At 45.5% G+C, this 16,690-nt stretch carries 14 protein-coding genes; 5 read left to right on the top strand and 9 right to left on the bottom strand.

Going from position 1 to position 16,690, the window contains the following annotated elements; translation table 11 throughout:
- Window positions 1-68: 68 nt before the first annotated feature.
- On the top strand, window positions 69-1,688 hold the full coding sequence (locus LA303_RS05455) for a MutS-related protein (protein WP_240526912.1): 1,620 nt from the start codon (window positions 69-71) through the stop codon (window positions 1,686-1,688).
- Between the two features lie 843 nt (window positions 1,689-2,531).
- Here the strand turns inward: LA303_RS05455 and LA303_RS05450 are convergent.
- The 5 genes from LA303_RS05450 to LA303_RS05430 all read right to left on the bottom strand — a co-directional run bounded on the left by LA303_RS05450 (window position 2,532) and on the right by LA303_RS05430 (window position 9,528).
- On the bottom strand, window positions 2,532-5,561 hold the full coding sequence (locus LA303_RS05450; protein ID WP_240526911.1) for an efflux RND transporter permease subunit: 3,030 nt from the start codon (window positions 5,559-5,561) through the stop codon (window positions 2,532-2,534).
- Window positions 5,562-5,569: 8 nt separating this feature from the next.
- Window positions 5,570-6,511, bottom strand: a complete 942-nt coding sequence (locus LA303_RS05445; protein ID WP_240526910.1) for an efflux RND transporter periplasmic adaptor subunit — start codon at window positions 6,509-6,511, stop codon at window positions 5,570-5,572.
- Between the two features lie 13 nt (window positions 6,512-6,524).
- Complete coding sequence (locus LA303_RS05440) at window positions 6,525-7,784, bottom strand: TolC family protein (RefSeq protein WP_240526909.1); 1,260 nt, start codon at window positions 7,782-7,784, stop codon at window positions 6,525-6,527.
- 27 nt (window positions 7,785-7,811) lie between these two features.
- Window positions 7,812-8,525, bottom strand: a complete 714-nt coding sequence (locus LA303_RS05435) for a family 16 glycoside hydrolase (protein WP_240526908.1) — start codon at window positions 8,523-8,525, stop codon at window positions 7,812-7,814.
- Between the two features lie 139 nt (window positions 8,526-8,664).
- A complete protein-coding gene (locus LA303_RS05430; RefSeq protein ID WP_240526907.1) occupies window positions 8,665-9,528 on the bottom strand; it encodes a DUF3667 domain-containing protein in 864 nt (287 codons plus the stop codon).
- Window positions 9,529-9,637: 109 nt separating this feature from the next.
- On the opposite strand from LA303_RS05430, the gene LA303_RS05425 reads away from it, so the two are divergent.
- The 4 genes from LA303_RS05425 to LA303_RS05410 all read left to right on the top strand — a co-directional run bounded on the left by LA303_RS05425 (window position 9,638) and on the right by LA303_RS05410 (window position 12,693).
- A complete protein-coding gene (locus tag LA303_RS05425; protein WP_240526906.1) occupies window positions 9,638-10,081 on the top strand; it encodes a hypothetical protein in 444 nt (147 codons plus the stop codon).
- A 250-nt stretch (window positions 10,082-10,331) separates the two neighbouring features.
- A complete protein-coding gene (locus LA303_RS05420) occupies window positions 10,332-11,444 on the top strand; it encodes a hypothetical protein (RefSeq protein ID WP_240526905.1) in 1,113 nt (370 codons plus the stop codon).
- Window positions 11,420-12,001, top strand: coding sequence for a helix-turn-helix domain-containing protein (locus LA303_RS05415; RefSeq protein ID WP_240526904.1), 582 nt, complete (start codon window positions 11,420-11,422; stop codon window positions 11,999-12,001). Before LA303_RS05420 ends, LA303_RS05415 begins: the two co-directional genes overlap by 25 nt.
- A gap of 143 nt (window positions 12,002-12,144) precedes the next feature.
- A complete protein-coding gene (locus tag LA303_RS05410; protein ID WP_240526903.1) occupies window positions 12,145-12,693 on the top strand; it encodes an REP-associated tyrosine transposase in 549 nt (182 codons plus the stop codon).
- Window positions 12,694-12,900: 207 nt separating this feature from the next.
- Here the strand turns inward: LA303_RS05410 and fumC are convergent, their stop codons facing one another.
- The 4 genes from fumC to prfB all read right to left on the bottom strand — a co-directional run bounded on the left by fumC (window position 12,901) and on the right by prfB (window position 16,624).
- The gene (gene fumC / locus LA303_RS05405; protein ID WP_240526902.1) at window positions 12,901-14,286 is read right to left on the bottom strand and encodes a class II fumarate hydratase; all 1,386 of its coding nucleotides are present in this window, start codon (window positions 14,284-14,286) and stop codon (window positions 12,901-12,903) included.
- Window positions 14,287-14,315: 29 nt separating this feature from the next.
- Window positions 14,316-14,657: an arsenate reductase (glutaredoxin) gene (gene arsC / locus LA303_RS05400; RefSeq protein ID WP_240526901.1), complete on the bottom strand. Its 342-nt coding sequence runs from the start codon at window positions 14,655-14,657 to the stop codon at window positions 14,316-14,318.
- 242 nt (window positions 14,658-14,899) lie between these two features.
- Window positions 14,900-15,523 (bottom strand): trimeric intracellular cation channel family protein, encoded by a 624-nt coding sequence (locus tag LA303_RS05395; protein WP_240526900.1) that lies wholly within the window; start codon window positions 15,521-15,523, stop codon window positions 14,900-14,902.
- Window positions 15,523-16,624, bottom strand: a protein-coding gene (prfB, locus tag LA303_RS05390; protein WP_240526899.1) for a peptide chain release factor 2 whose coding sequence is annotated in 2 segments (ribosomal slippage) — window positions 15,523-16,560 and window positions 16,562-16,624 — 1,101 coding nt in all. Because the reading frame shifts where the segments join, the coding sequence is not laid out codon by codon here. The genes LA303_RS05395 and prfB overlap by 1 nt, the downstream gene beginning before the upstream one ends.
- Window positions 16,625-16,690: the final 66 nt, after the last annotated feature.

Here is a 16,690-nt window from a genome sequence, read left to right as displayed (position 1 = left end):
TTTCCTTTTATTTCTCCCAAATCGCTTTAATTTTGAAAAAAATTCCCTTCAGGGAAAAATAAAACATTATGGACCTTTTTCACCGTAAAAAGAAAAAAATCAAGGCACAAATCCGCCAGTCTTTCGGACAGCCCAAAACAGAAGATTTTAATTTTGATGCCATCGGCCGTTATGCCGACAGAAATTCACGAAAAAGTTTTCAAAAACTGTCAGGCAAAACACTCAGCGACCTGAATTTTAACGACTTGTTTCAGTACTGCGACCGCACCTCATCGCGCATCGGGCAACAGGTTTTGTACGACCACATGCAACACATCCCTGAAAACAGAGACGAAATCAACACCCTGGAAAAATGGATTGAACGGTTTGAAAATAACGAACCGCTGCGCACCGATTTACAGTACCACCTGAGAAAGCTGGCCGACAATGATGCTTATTATGTGTGTGACCTTTTTCAGCGTTCATTTATCCGGCCACCCCGCTGGCTGCCGTTTGCTTATGTTTTGGGATTAACCAACCTGCTGGCACTGATCCTTTTAATCACAAACTTCAATCCGGTTATCATGCTTGTTTCCACAGCCATAACCGTTACCAATGCCGTTTTTCACTATCTGAACAAAAAAAACATTTACGTCTATACTTATTCCATGCGGCAGTTGCTTTTTCTTGACCATACGGTCAATTACTTATGGAAATTTGATTTTTTAAAACGGGAGAGTTCTGTTGTCCCAAAAAGCATCGAAATTTTCCACATCATCGCCGGGAAAACCAACTTTTTCCGAATAGATGATTATATGCGCGGAGATCCGTTTTACATTCTGTCCACGCTATCGGAAATCTTTAAGATTTATTTTTTACTGGAGCCTATTTTTCTTTTCCGGGTATTCCGGCAAATGAAAGATCATGAAAAAGAACTTCAGGAAGTTTTTGCATTTACCGGAAAAGTGGACATAGCCCTGTCGATTGCCTCGCTGCGTGCCGGCCTTCCCTATTTCTGCAAACCGGAAATCATTGCCGACATCAAAAAAATGCATTTCGAGGATATTTACATTCCCCTTATTCCGGACTGCGTGTCCAACACACTGAACATCAATAACAAATCTATTCTGATAACCGGTTCAAACATGTCGGGAAAAACCACCTTTATCCGCATGGTTGGCATTAACACGCTCATGGCGCTCACGCTGAACACTTCCTTTGCCCGCTCGTTTGCGCTTCCCCGGCTAAAACTGTACTCGGCCATTCTGCTAAACGACGACATGATGAACGACAAGAGCTTTTACCTTGAAGAAGTACAAACCATCAAAGAGATGATCGAGGTGAGCCGCCAAAAAGAGCCACACCTTTTTCTGCTGGACGAGATTTACAAAGGCACCAACACCATCGAACGCGTTTCGGGCGGAAAAGCCGTTCTCTCATGGCTCAACCGCGGTAACAACCTGGTTTTTATCAGCACCCACGACATTGAACTGACCGAACTGCTGAAAGACGAATACGACCTGTATCATTTCAGCGAGCAGGTGGACAACCGCAATATCTCGTTCGACTACAAAATCAAAACCGGGATGATGAAAACCCGCAATGCCATTAAAATTCTCGAAGTGAACGGCTACCCGCCGGAAATCATTGCCGAGGCAAAGGAAATTTCCTACGAAATGGATAAACAACGGTCGCACTTCGAAAAATAAACGGTTGGGCCGGGTTGTTGAAAAACAAAATTTCGCCCCCCTTCCTGTTTGGTCGTACCGACAACAAATCCCGGCAGGAAAAACAATTCATGAAAATAATCATCAGGGCAGCAGGCGGGGGCTGCACTGTAGTTGCGGCACGGCCGGCGGTGTGGCGCTAAGGCAGGCTGCGAGCTTCCTGCCGGTCGCTACAGCCTGTCCGCCCGGCTGACAAGCATCCGGGCTTTAAGCTTCACATCCGCCGCCCGCACCCCAAGCTACCGCTTCGCCCACCAACACACCAGGCCAGCCTGCTGCAGGTAGTCGTTTTTCATGACGAACACCCTTTCTTCTTTCAGGTCGAACCAGACCTGAAAGATGGGGAAAAACAATCAGGGCAAGCGAAATAACAAACCATAATCACCTGCGTTAAAGATTCTTCACTGCGTTCAGAAAGACAACGATTGTAAACAAAAACTTTTTGCAGCAGCAACCGGGCCTTCATGTTGAAAATCTGAAAGATGGAAAAAACAAACGCTCTACCGGTTTTTATCCCGCAAAATCCCCCGCTTCCACATTTCAGGTTTGGCCCAACCTGAAATGAGACACTTGACTTTCCTTCTAAACAACAACACTGTTTCGGTGCGTCCACGCCCGAAACTTAACGCATTCATTTACTTCCTATTGAACCCCTGCAGGGTTCAAAATCTTTCCGGTATCTGTTTCCCTGCCCTTCGGACAGGGTTATTCACATTCTATCCCTTCGGGATAACTTCCAATCGCACCATACCGGAATTGAAATAGGTAACACAAGGTTATGTGAACGGAACCATCACAAACTTCCAATCACCCCCTACCAAAAGATTACCGGTTCCGGTTCACCATCCAATACAAAGCCGGAATAATCAAAAGGGAGAGAAAAATAGAAAGCATCATGCCGCCAATCATGGATACGGCAAGGGGTTGCAGCATCTCAGAACCTTCGCCCAGGGCCAGTGCCAACGGCAAAAAGCCAAAAATGGTGGCCAGCATGGTCATCAGGATGGGACGCATACGCACTTGTCCGGCCATGAGCAGTGCCTGTTGGACATCAGAATTTTCCTTTAAATATTTTTCGGTATAATCGATCAGTAAAATGCCGTTATTCACCACCACGCCAATAATCATAATCATTCCCATAAAAGCAGAAATATCCAGCGGAATACGGGTAATCCATAACAGAAGGAAAACACCGCTAACCGATAATACCGTACCCAGCAAGATCACTCCGGAAGTACGAAAAGACTTGAATTCGAACAACAAAATGGCAAAAACCAGCAAAATGCCCAAAGAAAGGATCATGATGAGCTGCCGGAAAGCTTCCTGCTGGCTTTTGTACTGCCCGCCAATGTCAAGTGTAACACCCGGCGGCAAAGGAATGTGGGCAAGCATGGTTTTCACATCACGGATAATACTCCCTAAATCACGGTGCGCTATATGGGCTTTTACATTAACCACCTGCGCAAGGTTTTCGTGGTCCACATCGGCTTTTCCCGGCAATTTCTGAATATCGGCAATTTCACCCAACCGGACAACCCGGTTGATGGATGCCAGGTAAACCGGTAACTTTTTGATGGCTTCAGCATGAAGATATTTTTGTTTGGGATAACGCACCCGGACGGGGATCATTTTCAGTCCTTCCATGATACCCGACACATCGTCGCCCCAAAGCGCCATATGCACGGCATCGCTTACTTCTTTTACACTCACGCCGAAACGGGCAGCCGCTTCTTCATTTACCCGAATCCGTAACTCCGGTTCTGTTTTTGAAAACCCTTTGTACACATCCACTGCGCCACGGATATTTTTCAGGGAATCAGCAATTTGTGCTGCCGTCTGCCGGATAAGAGCCAGGTTTTCGCCAAAAACTTTGATGGTAATGGGAGCAATTTCTCCGCTCAGGTCTTTCAGGCGGTCAGGCAACACCTGGAACAATTCGGGTTGCAACCGTGGTTCATGCGTACGGTCAAAAGCCCTGATTTTATCCATAATTTCGAAAGACGAGAGCTTATGTCCTTTTTTCAGCATGATCACAAAATCGCCATCGTTGGTGTGGGTTCGGGGATGTGCCAGACTACGGCCGGTACGGAGCGAATAACTCTCCACATCGGGCAAGCTCATAATGTATTGCGCTATAGGTTTCAGCATTTTTTTGGTTGCTTCGATGGAGCTACCCGGCGGAGCCAGATAATCATGCACGATGGTTCCTTCGTCCCATTCAGGCAAAAAACCATTTGGAATACGCAGGTAAGAAAAAACCGCCACCGCAGCAAAAATCAACACCACCAAAAGGGTAACAACAGGCCACCGCATCAACCCCTTTAATGCTTTTTGCTGAAGATTTACCAGTACCGGCATAAACTTTCCCGGTTTTTTCTTCCGGGTAGAAATAAAACTGACCGTGAGTGCCGGGGTTAAAAATACCGCCAGCAACATGGATACCACCACCGCAATAGCCAATGTGGAAGCCAGTGCCTTAAAAAAGATGCCGGGAACCCCGGAAAGAAAAACCAGCGGGACAAAAACCACCAACGTGGTCAATGTAGCACCAAGCAACGGCGGAATAATTTCCGAAGTAGCACGAATCACCGCTTCTTTCCGCCCGAAACCTTCTTCAAGGTAGCGTTCTACATTTTCGATCACCACGATGGCATTATCGGTCAAAATACCGATAGCTGCTGCCAGTCCGCCCAAACTCATAATATTCAGGTTCATCCCTGACAACTTTATAAAAATAAAGCTGATGAGCAGTGCTACCGGAATGATGGTCACCGTTACCAGCGTAATCCGTAATTTCTTCAAAAAGAGCAGGAGAATGAGGAATGTAAGAAATGCTCCCAGAAAAATCGCATCGCGGACACTGCCGATGGCTCCCCGGATAAAATCGGTCATGTCGTACCATTTTTGAATACGAACATCGGGCGGCATGACTTTTTTCAGTGAAGCCAACCGTTTCTCCACCGTTTTCATAATGGAAACGGCATTGGTCCCCGGTTGTTTAATCACCGTTATCAACACGGCCGGTTTCAGGTTACTTTCGCAGGCAATAAAAGTCTCTTTTACGGCCGGTTTCACCGTAGCAATATCGGACAAGAAAACCGGTTGCACTCCGCGATGGGCTACAATGGTTTTTTCGATATCCTCCATTTTTACAAAACGGTTGTCGGCAATGTTCAGATAAAGCTTGTTCGACTCGTTCAGCCGTCCCACAAACTGCAAATTGTTGGCCTGGCGAATGGCTTTTTCCACCTTTTTATAATCGAGGTGCAAAGCGACCAGCTTTTGTGGATCCAGATTCACCCAATACTCCCGCTGGTGTCCGCCCATCACTTCAATATTGTACACGCCCGGAATAGCAGCCAGCTGGGGGCGAATGGTAAAGATGGCCAAATCGCGCAGTTGTAACAGGTTCCGTTTATCGGAAGTCAACGCAAAGCCGGCCACAGGATAAGTGCTGGTGGTAAAACGGCGGACTTCAATTTTCACTCCGGGCGGAAGCTGATGCTGAATACCACTCACCTGCGCCTGCACCAGCTGGTAAGCCCGAAACATATCCTGTCCCCATTGAAAATCCACATTGACTTCCAACGCCCCACGACTGATGGAAGCCCGTACTGTCCGCACGCCTTCAACCATCATCATCGCTTCTTCAATCGGTTTGGCCACCCGCATTTCCATCTCTTTCAACGGAGCCAGTCCGTAATCCACTTCAATGGCAATGCGCGGGAAAGTGGCATCCGGGAATACGCCTTCGGGAATACGAAACAGCAAATACCCGCCAATAAGCGACAACAAAAGCGTAGTAAAAATAATCGCCCGTCTGTTCTCTACCGCAAATTCTGATAATTTGTTCATGTAAAACGCTATTTCTTCATATCTGCTTTTACAGCCATTCCGTCTGTTAACGAGTAAGCTTTATCGGTAACCACCCATTCTCCGGCTTTTAATCCGGAAAGGATTTCCACTTGTGCGGCCTGCCGGATACCTACGGTTACTTTTTGTTTCCGGACTTTTCCGTTTTTTACAACAAACACATAAAAAATCCCTTCCTGTTCCAACAAAGCCGAGCGGGGCACCCTAAGGGTATTTTTATGCAAAGCCCCCGGAAACCACAATTTTACCCGCATCCCGGGACGGAAACTTTCTTGCGGATTATTCAATGCCAATCGCAACGACAGGGTTTGCTTTTCCGAATCCACTTTACCGGCAAAAGCCGAAACCGGCAATTCCAAAGCAGCATGCGGATAATTAATAAATTGCACCGTCATGGTTTTGCGTTTTTGCACCAACGGGACATATTGTACCGGCAAATCAGCATAAACATCAAGATGTTTCAGATCGGCTATGCGAACAATGGGTTCTCCTTTCCGCACCACATCGCCCGTCCGGTGAAAAATTTTCAATACCACGCCATCCATTGGACAGATCAACGGAATTTCCTTGATCTCTTCCGATAATGTTTTACGTTGTGAGGCCGGCACCTGGTTCATCACCCGGAGCAACGCTTCCCGTAACGGAGGCACAATAATCCCCACCTGTTCACCCCGGTGCACCCGGTCACCGGTAAGCAATGAGAAACCGGAAAGCCGGCCGTCGAACTGCGAAGCAAGTAACAGGTCGTTTCGCAACTTCACTTCACCGTAAATACCGATGGTATCCTGCATCAAACCGGTTACCACCGGGGCTGTTTTTACCGTAATTTTCACCGTCGGAGAAGAAGCCGTCTGTTTCTTTCCCGGCTGTTGACACGCACCAGCTATCAACAAAACGGAAAGCACAAAAATTGTCCGGAAGTATTTTTTCATAGGCAATATTTTATCATTTTCCCAAACGGGCAAGGCGTTCCGTTTGATTTGTAATCACATAATAATCAATTAAATTCATAGCAAAGCCCAGCCGGCTTTGTTCCAGTTTCAGCCGGGCATCCGTTAATTTCTGCTGAATATCAAGATACTCGAGATTGGTGATCAATCCGGCTTTAAAATTCACTTCAGCAAATTGCGACGATTCTTTCAGGGTATTTATCCGCGTCTGTTGTATTTGTATCATGTGACGCAGCTGTTTCATTTTTTCAAGAAGGCGATTGGTTTTGATCAGGGTTTCGCGTTGCACATTTTGAAGTTGGTAATCCAGTGATTCTTTTTGGGCAAGAAAAGCCGATTCCTGCCGTTTTACGGCTTTTCCTTCATAAATAGGGATGCGTATTCCACCATTGATCAGCCAATAATTTCCGTCGCCTTTGGGATCGCCGTCGGCAAACCAGCCACCGCCCAGCATGACATGAGGAAACCGCTTGGCCTGTACCGCATCCGTTCGCAGTTTCCATGCCGCTATTTCAGATTGTAGTATCCTGATTTTCAGATTACCGTGAATATCCTGCCGTCCGGTTTCCGGAAGATAAATTTTCCGGAAAGAGCCGGAAGAAAAAGAGATCAGCCGGAGGCTGTCGCCGTTACGAAACCCCAGTCGCCGGGCCAGTGTACGACGCAAATTGATTTCATTCATCCGCAGGCGTATCGAATCTTCCTGCAGCTGCGTAATTTGTGTTTCTGTCTGCAACACATCCAGCTGCGTACGCAATCCGGCTTTCCACATCGACTCAGCCAACAGCTTATGCTTTTGCATCAATTTCAAACGGGCCTCTATGAGTTCGCCCGCTTTTTGTGTTTGAAGAATCGCCACGTACAATACGGCGGCATTTCCCATAGCTTCGAGTTGTTTTTGCTGCATCCGGAACTGCCGCGTCAGCACATCTTGCCGGGCTGCCCATCCTGTTTTTTTCAAAAAATCGCCCAACGACCAGTCGGCCTGTACCAGTGCCCATTCCTGGCCAAAATGATAGCTACCCAGAAAATGGCCTTCGCCGGCCAGCTCACCCGATATTTTCGGAATACTTTGGGTGTTTTTCAACAGTGCCCGTTGCTGGGCAACCGTTACCTGCGACTGTTCCGACTGCACCAGATAACTGTGTTCGGCAGCCATCCGGAGACACGCGTTAAACGTAAGCGGCTGTATTTGCTGGGCAGACAATGCCAACGCCATTCCCAATCCCCAAAACAGAAAAAGTAACTTCCTCACATGCTGTAATTTAAATTAAACCTTTCATTAAAAAGTTCCGGCCGGAGCCACCCTGAAATCATCAAACCAGGTTCCCGCATCCGACTTGGTCCATAATCCGGTTTTTCCCGGTTGCGAAAAGGTATCATCCACCGCTTCCAGTTCTTTCTTCCCGTTGAAATAACAAACGATCCGGTTTCCATTCATCACCACTTTAATGGTGTACCACTTTCCGGTATCAATCCGCAAACTGGCACTTTTCAGCATCCGGCGGTTTCCGTTCACCACTTTATACAACCGGAAATTGTTCTCCAGCGGATTAGCCCGTACCACGTAATAATTATTGGCATCGCGGTAACGCCACACCGGACCTCCCCCCTGGTCACCATGGCCTTTTACCCCTTTAAACCGTACAGAAATTTCAACATTCTTATACTCCAGATTATCATTGACAATCAGATTAAAACGATAATCAGGCGTTTCGGACGAAAGTTGCGCTAACACTTTATTCCCATGGTCGTCAATCACTTCCCACCGACAAGGTTTACCCCGTCCGGTCAGGGCTGTTGTCCAGCCCGGAGGGAGAATGCCCACGCTATCGTTCTGAAAGGTGAACAACGTATCGTGAGCAGAAACCTGTAAATGACCACCGGAAACAACCAACGGGAAATTCACCGGAATTTTTTCTTTGTCCGTTCCCCGGAAATACGCGGTATTCAGGGAGAAAAGAGAAAACGCAAAAACCCACAGTAATACTTTCATAATCAGTAATTTTAAATATGGTTTTACGGCAAAAAACAAAGACATACTGCGTTTTTAACGCAACATTATCCACCTGAACTTTCAAAAGTAAAATTGAAATCTAAAGAAATTTTAAAGGATTCTGCGGCTTGTCATCCCTTTACAAAAACAACAAGCTAATCACAGCCATAATGACAAAAAAGAGTATCATGAGCAAACCAAAAGCGAGAAAGAAAAGTATCATTTTTCCAATCGTTTTTCCGGTACTTTTTCCGTAAAACTGTTTAAACCACAAAAAAGTAACCCATAACAATAACGCCAACTCAAAATAAAACAATGCTTTCCAGTGAAAGACCAGCTGAATAAGCATATAAACACCGGAAATAATAAACCACACGGTTTGCAAATGCACAATGAAAATGAGATGTTCAAAATAATAACTGTTGCGGTAAAACAAGAAATAGAGCAACAAGGCAGTAAACGGCAACAATACCAGCATGCCGGTGGAGATATTTTTCCGCATGTTCTGCCAAAAAGTCTTCTGACCTTCTTCTGATTGCAAACGGTCGGCTTTGGCAAGAATCGTCTTTTCAAAAGCATTTAACGTATCCGGATTTACGGTAGCGGTACGTATTTCAACAGCCGCTTCCTTTTTTGCGGTAACCGCAGTTTTTTGCGAAGCATCAACATGAACCATCTTGTCACCGGCACGATTAGGAACCACCGAAAGAAGGAAAAAATAAATCAGACTGATAAATAAATATAACCGGAGCGGAGAAATATACTGCATACGTTTTCCGTCGAGATAATCGCGGGTAAGTTTTCCGGGCGAAAACAACAGCAATTTGAGCGTAACAAATATTTTCGAATCCAGATTAAAGTTAGCCGACAAAAACTCCGACAACACATACTTAAAACTTAAATCATGCTTTTTGTTAGCCTGCCCGCAATACGGACAAAAAGCATAGTCTGCCGAAAAACGCCGGCCACAATTTAAACACGTAATTTTTTTCCCGGAATCCATTGAAACATTTTGGTCTGCGGAACGAAAATAATCATTTTAAAGCATACGCCGGTTTTTATGTTTTTGCATGTACAAAAAAGGATGTACATTTGACAAGAAAAATGAACGCATGTACAATCTGATTCTGAACATACACATCTGGACCAGCCTGCTCTTTGTGGTCATTTCCATCGTTCTGACTTTTCGGGTAACAAAAGGATATTTTCAAAAAAAAGAACATTACGGCAAAACCTGTATTTACCTTGAGAACAGTTTTATCATCCTGCTATATTTAGGACTTATTCTCGGTTTTCTCCTTTATTTTTTCATGGAACCGACCAACAAATATGTAGTGAAATCAGTAGCCGATGTAAACCGGATTCTTTCATTACGATTTTGGTCTGTTGAGCATTTCAGCGTAATGCTGTTTGCCTTGATTCTGGCACAAATCGGAAAAATCTTCACCAGCAAATCCATTAATCACCTGCTGAAATTCAAATACGCCATGATCTATTACGGTTCAGCCACTCTGGCCACCCTGATCTCCCTTGGCTTCTACCTGGCTTACCGGTAAAAATTCACACCGGCGCGCGAATACTTCGCTTATTAATTCAAACAACTATACCTGGCGCGCGAATGTTTCGCGTGCCAGCATATCCGTGCGAATGTTTCGCGTGCCAGCATATCCGTGCGAATGTTTCGCGTGCCAGGCATACTAATTACTTTGATTACAAAGGAAATACCGTCTAAATGACGGGATAAAGACGTTATAAAAAGCAGCGTTCTCATAATATTTTTGCCATTCACCTTTTGCAAAAAATATCATGAAATCAAAAAACGTTTCCAACAGGACTGCACATTTTCGGCAGACAAAACAGAAAAACATCGCTTTTCACAAAACACTCTTTATCCTGCTTGTTTTTTGGCCGTCTGCCTTAACCTATGCTCAAAATCTTTCCGCATCGGTTCCCAAACTCGCGCCGACAGACATCGAAGTCATCAGCGAAGCTTATCATTTGTGGAAAACCAAAGGCGATAACGTTTGGCCGGGATGGACAAAAATAAACATGCCTTTTGTTTACAAGAAAAAGCATTTTGAATACCGGATAAACTTTCCGGCAACAGCGCGTCGCGGCCGGTTTGTCGAAAAAATCGGCAAGATGGATGTTTACGGACTGCCGGTTTCCGATTCGGGCGGCATGGCAGCCAGTATGGATGTCGATCATGTTCCGGCAGTGGTACTGTCATCACCCGAAATAACCGGCATGACAAAAGAACGATGGATTATTACCGCCCAGCACGAAATGTTTCATGTTTTTCAGGATTCGGATACCGCTTACCGAAGAAAAATCAAAAGTCTGAAAATCGGCTACGGAAAAGATGCTTCCTGGATGCTGCATTATCCTTTTCCTTACCGCGACAGCCTGCTGAACACCATCGCACACATGCAGGGTTACCTGTCGTTTAAAATTTACCGGTCGGATAACCTTCGCGAAAGCCTGTACGACAGCTTTTTTTTGAATGACATCCTGGCTTTGTACAAAAATTATCTGCACTGTCGTTACGGCAGCAACAACGATTACAAATACGCTGTTTTCCAACAGTCGGTGGAAGGCACAGCCAAATACACCGAAATAAAAATGGCCGAAATAGCCCAAACAGATTATGTACCGTTACATCCCGACCTTCATTTTACAGATGACTACACAAACCAGATAAACGTGATAAGACACTGCGGAAAAGGTACCGGCGGCCGACTTACTTTTTATTATCTCGGTACAGGCATGTGTTTTGTTTTGGACAAAATCAATCCCGACTGGAAAAAAAGCTATCTTAGCACAGCCTGGCTCAACAAGATACTGGCTGCATCGCTGCAACAGATTATGGAAAAACACAAAACCGCCACATCATCATGGAAATCAACTACCGGAAAATAAAAGAGCTGAGAACCCAAAAAGGATTTTCGCAGGAAGCGCTGGCCGAAAAATCAGGGCTGAGCCTGCGAACCGTTCAACGGATAGAAAACGGCGAAACCTTTCCCCGCGGCGATTCGCTAAAAAGAATGGCTTCGGCTCTGGATGTCCTTCCGGAAACTTTTATCCATACGGAAAACAGGCAAAAAAACGACCCCATCATCACCACGCTTCAACTGTCGCAGTTCGGATTTTTGTTGTTTCCGCCGCTGAGCATCCTGATTCCACTGTGGATATGGATAAAGGAAAAAGAATCTTCGGTATCCGTGGAAAATGTCGGAAAATCTGTTTTAAACTTTCAGATAAGCTGGAACATCTTGCTTTTGTTTCTGTTCATCTTCTTTTTCATCAGCATGGCTACCCGGCAGCCAGGTGATATGCTCACGTTTAAACAGGTTCTTTCCCTTCCGTTCATCGTTCTGTTGTACATTTATAATTTTGGAATCATTATCATCAACATCTTTCTTTACAAAAAGAAAGAAAAAGTCCGCTACTTCCCCGCCATCCGGTTTTTTAATTAATTGGCGCGCGAATACACTAACCGGCGCGCGAATGTTTCGCGTGCCACCATCATATCATTTCCTGGCGCACAAATGCTTCGCGTGCCACCATTATTTCGCCTTCCACTAATCCACGCTACAAAGTAAATTTATACCTTTGTGTTATGTCAGAAAAATACAAATTTCACAACGAAGATGGCATCTATTTCATTACCCCAACCATTGTTAACTGGATTGATTTATTTACCCGGCAAGCTTATAGTGAAATTGTATTGGATTCGTTAAGATATTGTCAAAAAGAAAAAGGATTGGTCATTCATGCATGGTGTATCATGCCCAGTCACTTACATTTAATTATCAGCAGGTCAGGCAATGAACAATTATCCGGCATCATAAGAGATTTTAAAAAGTTTACATCAAAAGCAATAATAAAAGAAATCAGGAATATAAAAGAAAGCAGAAAACAATGGTTACTGAAAGCATTCAAAGCATCCGGAAGGCCATTAAAACGAATAACCAACTACAAAGTTTGGCAGGATGGAAATCATCCGGTAGAATTGGATACAAATAAAATGCTGGAACAACGCTTATCCTATTTACATAATAATCCGGTAGCACAAGGTATTGTTTTTCGTCCTGAAGATTACGTTTTTAGTTCAGCCATCGACTATTGTGGTGGAAAAGGACTGTTGGATGTAGAAATTATTGAATAATGACAACTGTCACGCATTGCAAATGCGCACCAGTTTTAAATATAACTACTGGCGCGCGAATACTTCGCGTGCCACTGCATCACTTCGCGCGAATGCTTCGCGTGCCATATTTTTCACCTGGTGCGCGAATATTTCGCGTACCAACCAAAGCACAAAAAAAATCCGGAATGCAAAACATCCCGGATTTTTTCTAAAACAAACCTACGATTAAATCATTTTCCGCGGGTCCACCCATTCGGTAAATTCTTCGTCGGTGACAAAGCCGAGGGCCAGAGCTGCTTCGCGCAAGGTAGTTCCTTCGGCATGCGCTTTCTTGGCAATCTTAGCTGCTTTTTCGTAACCGATGTGCGTATTCAGCGCTGTTACCAGCATCAGCGAATTTTCAAGATTATGTTTAATCCGCTTTTCGTTGGCTACCGTACCATCAATGGCACGATCGGCAAACGAAACACAAGCATCACCCAGCAGCCGGGCCGACTGCAACAGGTTGGCAATCATCACCGGTTTAAAAACATTCAACTGAAAATGTCCCTGCATGCCACCGGCGGTAATGGCTACATCGTTACCGATAACCTGCGCGCAAACCATCGTTAGCGCTTCGTTTTGTGTCGGATTTACTTTTCCGGGCATAATGGACGAGCCGGGCTCGTTGGCCGGAAGGTTAATTTCGCCAATGCTGCAACGCGGACCGGAAGCCAGATACCGCACATTGTTGGCAATATGCATCAGACTGACAGCCAACTGTTTTAAAGCACCCGAAGTTTCCACAATGGCATCATGTGCCGAAAGCGCTTCAAATTTATTCGGTGCGGTTTTAAACGGATAGCCGGTCAGCTCGGCAATTTTTGCGGCTACTTTTTCGGCATAACCTTTCGGTGTATTCAGTCCCGTACCTACCGCCGTTCCGCCAAGAGCCAGTTCGGTCAGATGGTCCAGCGTGGCTTCCAATGCTTTCAGTCCGTGGTCGAGCTGTGCAACATAACCCGAAAATTCCTGTCCGAGTGTCAGCGGTGTGGCATCCATCCAGTGGGTACGACCCGTTTTCACAATATCTTTAAATTCTTCTGCTTTTTTCGCCAGGGCATCACGCAGATGTTTCACCCCCGGAATGGTCACTTCCATCAGCATTTTATAAGCTGCAATATGCATTGCCGTCGGGAAAGTGTCATTCGACGACTGCGATTTGTTGGCATCGTCGTTCGGATGCAAAAATTTCTCTTTGTCGGTAAGTTTTCCGCCTTTCAGCACATGACCGCGGTTGGCAATCACTTCGTTCACATTCATGTTCGACTGCGTACCCGAGCCGGTCTGCCAAATCACCAACGGGAAATTATCGTACAGTTTCCCTTCGAGAATTTCATCACAAACCTGGGCAATCACTTTGGCTTTTTCATTATCCAGTACGCCCAGTTCGGCATTGGTTAATGCAGCTGCTTTTTTCAGGTAAGCAAAAGCATCAATAATTTCGCGCGGCATGGAAGCTGCCGGGCCGATAGGAAAATTCATTTTTGAACGTTGTGTTTGTGCGCCCCAGTATTTGTCGGCCGGGACCTGCACTTCGCCTAACGTATCATGTTCTATTCTGTATTCCATGATTTTATGTTTTAAAATAAAGTGAGTATTTAAAATAATTTGTCAATTTCTTCTGCCGGATCGCCCCAAACGGCTTTGTTTCCTTTTACCACAATGGGACGTTTGATTAATTTCGGGTTTTCCACCATGATTTTTATCCACTCGTCGTCCGTAAAATTCTTCCCTTTAAAATTCTGTTTATACACCGCTTCCTGTGTGCGGATCATTTCCTGCGGTTTTTTGTTCAACAGCATCAGTAATTTTTTCAGTTCTTCTTCCGTCAGCGGGTTTTTCAAATATTCCACAATTTGAATATCGTCGGTTTTGCTCTGCAGATACTGCAGCCCGGCACGCGATTTTTTACAGCGGGGATTGTGATAAATCGTAACCATTTCTTCTGTTTTTTATGAACAGTCAAAATTAAAGAATCCTGACGGAAAATGGGTAACACCCCGCTAATTTATAATAAGTTCTAATTGACAAAAACGACAACCACAACCACTATTTATCCCCATTGTATTTTAAAATGTGCTAAAAGTGCATTTTAAAATCTACAATGATAAATGCCGATGTTAAATCAAAGTGCTTTTGGTTCATTTCAATCCCAAAAGCGCATTTTGATTTGCAATCGGTATTATCCGCGGTTTCGGTTTTTACCAAAAACAGGCAGCGACCATTGATATTTTACCGCCAAAATACGAATAAGGATAATCAGCACCATGGCCACCGGCACGTTAACAACAACCGGAATACCGGCAAGCGTTCCGGCCAGCAGCATCAAACCACCGGCAAAACAGGCCGTGGCATAAATCTCTTTATGCAAAATCAGCGGTTCTTCGTTGTTGAACACATCACGCAGAATTCCCCCGAGCACCGCCGAAATAACCCCCATCATAATGGCAATTTCCCACGAGAGCCCCAGTTCCAGCGTTTTTTTGATACCTACCACGGTAAACACCCCCAGCCCGATGCTGTCGAACAAAAACAGCGTCTTACGCCATTTCATAATCTTCCGGCTGGTCAAAAAAGTAAAAACAACAGCACCAACAATCACATAAAGATACACCGGATTCTTCATCCAGCTTACGGGCGTCAGTCCCAGCATCATGTCGCGGGTGGTACCGCCGCCCACAGCCGTAATAAATCCGACAAAAAGCACCCCGAAAACATCATACCGTTTTTCGATGCCCGACAGTGCCCCCGAAACGGCAAAGGCAAAAGTCCCGGCCAGGTCAAGATAATAGATATAATCCCACATCACTGTTCTGCATTATTTCCGCCGAACATCATCAGATAAGCTTTGATGAAATCGTCCAGGTCGCCATCCAGCACCGCCTGCACATTCGACGTTTCGTAGTTGGTACGCAAATCTTTCACCAGTTTGTACGGATGCAGAACATACGAACGAATTTGCGAACCCCATTCTATTTTTTTCTTTCCGGCTTCTATCCGTGCCTGCGCTTCCTGTTTTTTGCGCAATTCTATTTCGTACAACTGCGACCGCAACATCTGCAAAGCCTTTTCGCGGTTTTGCTGCTGCGACCGTGTTTCCTGGCACTCAATCACCAGTCCCGAAGGTTCATGGCGCAGCCGTACGGCCGTTTCCACCTTGTTTACATTTTGCCCGCCGGGCCCGCTGCTGCGAAAAGTATCCCAACTGATGTCCGCCGGGTTCACTTCAATTTCAATGGAATCGTCCACCACCGGATACACATACACCGAGGCAAACGAAGTATGTCGCCGGTTAGCCGAGTCGAAAGGCGAAAGCCGCACCAGCCGGTGCACCCCGTTTTCCCCTTTCAGATAGCCAAAGGCATAATCCCCGTCAAATTCCAGCGACACCGATTTAATGCCGGCCACATCGCCTTCCTGAAATTCCAGCTCTTTCACCTTAAAGCCTTTTCGCTCGCCGTACCGGATATACATCCGCATAAGCATCTCGGCCCAGTCCTGGCTCTCGGTACCGCCTGCACCCGGATTGATTTTCAAAATGGCATTCAGGCTGTCCTCTTCCCGCCCGAGCATCTGCAAAAATTCCAGTTCTTCAATCTGACGCAGCGCATCCGCAAACCGGGCATTCAGCTCTTCTTCCGACGCTTCCCCGTCCCTGAAAAATTCTTCCAGCACTTTCACATCTTCCACCGCCTCTTCGGCTTTCGAAAAAGCTTCTATCTTCTTCTTTTTGGCCTTAATTTTTTTCAGCAACGCTTCCGCCTTTTTCGGGTCGTTCCAAAAATCGGGAGCCTGTGTTTTTTCTTCTTCCTCTTCAATTTCCATCAACGTGCGATCCACGTCAAAGATACCTCCTCAAGGCCGCAAGTCGCTCCGACAGGCCTTTCATTGCTTCGGGTGTGTACATAGGTTATGTTTTAAAATTTTAAACAAAAATAAAAAGTTTAAGGTCATGCCCGCGAATCGATGTCAG

Origin of the sequence: Candidatus Sulfidibacterium hydrothermale, from assembly GCF_020149915.1 — a bacterium.
GTDB lineage: Bacteria > Bacteroidota > Bacteroidia > Bacteroidales > F082 > Sulfidibacterium > Sulfidibacterium hydrothermale.
The sequence above is the reverse complement of the archived record's forward strand: the minus strand, read 5'-3'. Positions and strand labels throughout refer to the sequence as shown.

What these genes read in the sequence shown, in the direction of transcription:
- LA303_RS05455 (WP_240526912.1), top strand. Translation starts at nt 69, where the DNA reads ATGGACCTTTTTCACCGTAAAAAGAAAAAAATCAAGGCACAAATCCGC.
- LA303_RS05450 (WP_240526911.1), bottom strand. Translation starts at nt 5,561, where the DNA reads ATGAACAAATTATCAGAATTTGCGGTAGAGAACAGACGGGCGATTATT.
- LA303_RS05445 (WP_240526910.1), bottom strand. Translation starts at nt 6,511, where the DNA reads ATGAAAAAATACTTCCGGACAATTTTTGTGCTTTCCGTTTTGTTGATA.
- LA303_RS05435 (WP_240526908.1), bottom strand. Translation starts at nt 8,525, where the DNA reads ATGAAAGTATTACTGTGGGTTTTTGCGTTTTCTCTTTTCTCCCTGAAT.
- LA303_RS05430 (WP_240526907.1), bottom strand. Translation starts at nt 9,528, where the DNA reads ATGGATTCCGGGAAAAAAATTACGTGTTTAAATTGTGGCCGGCGTTTT.
- LA303_RS05425 (WP_240526906.1), top strand. Translation starts at nt 9,638, where the DNA reads ATGTACAATCTGATTCTGAACATACACATCTGGACCAGCCTGCTCTTT.
- LA303_RS05420 (WP_240526905.1), top strand. Translation starts at nt 10,332, where the DNA reads ATGAAATCAAAAAACGTTTCCAACAGGACTGCACATTTTCGGCAGACA.
- LA303_RS05415 (WP_240526904.1), top strand. Translation starts at nt 11,420, where the DNA reads ATGGAAATCAACTACCGGAAAATAAAAGAGCTGAGAACCCAAAAAGGA.
- LA303_RS05410 (WP_240526903.1), top strand. Translation starts at nt 12,145, where the DNA reads ATGTCAGAAAAATACAAATTTCACAACGAAGATGGCATCTATTTCATT.
- fumC (WP_240526902.1), bottom strand. Translation starts at nt 14,286, where the DNA reads ATGGAATACAGAATAGAACATGATACGTTAGGCGAAGTGCAGGTCCCG.
- arsC (WP_240526901.1), bottom strand. Translation starts at nt 14,657, where the DNA reads ATGGTTACGATTTATCACAATCCCCGCTGTAAAAAATCGCGTGCCGGG.
- LA303_RS05395 (WP_240526900.1), bottom strand. Translation starts at nt 15,523, where the DNA reads ATGTGGGATTATATCTATTATCTTGACCTGGCCGGGACTTTTGCCTTT.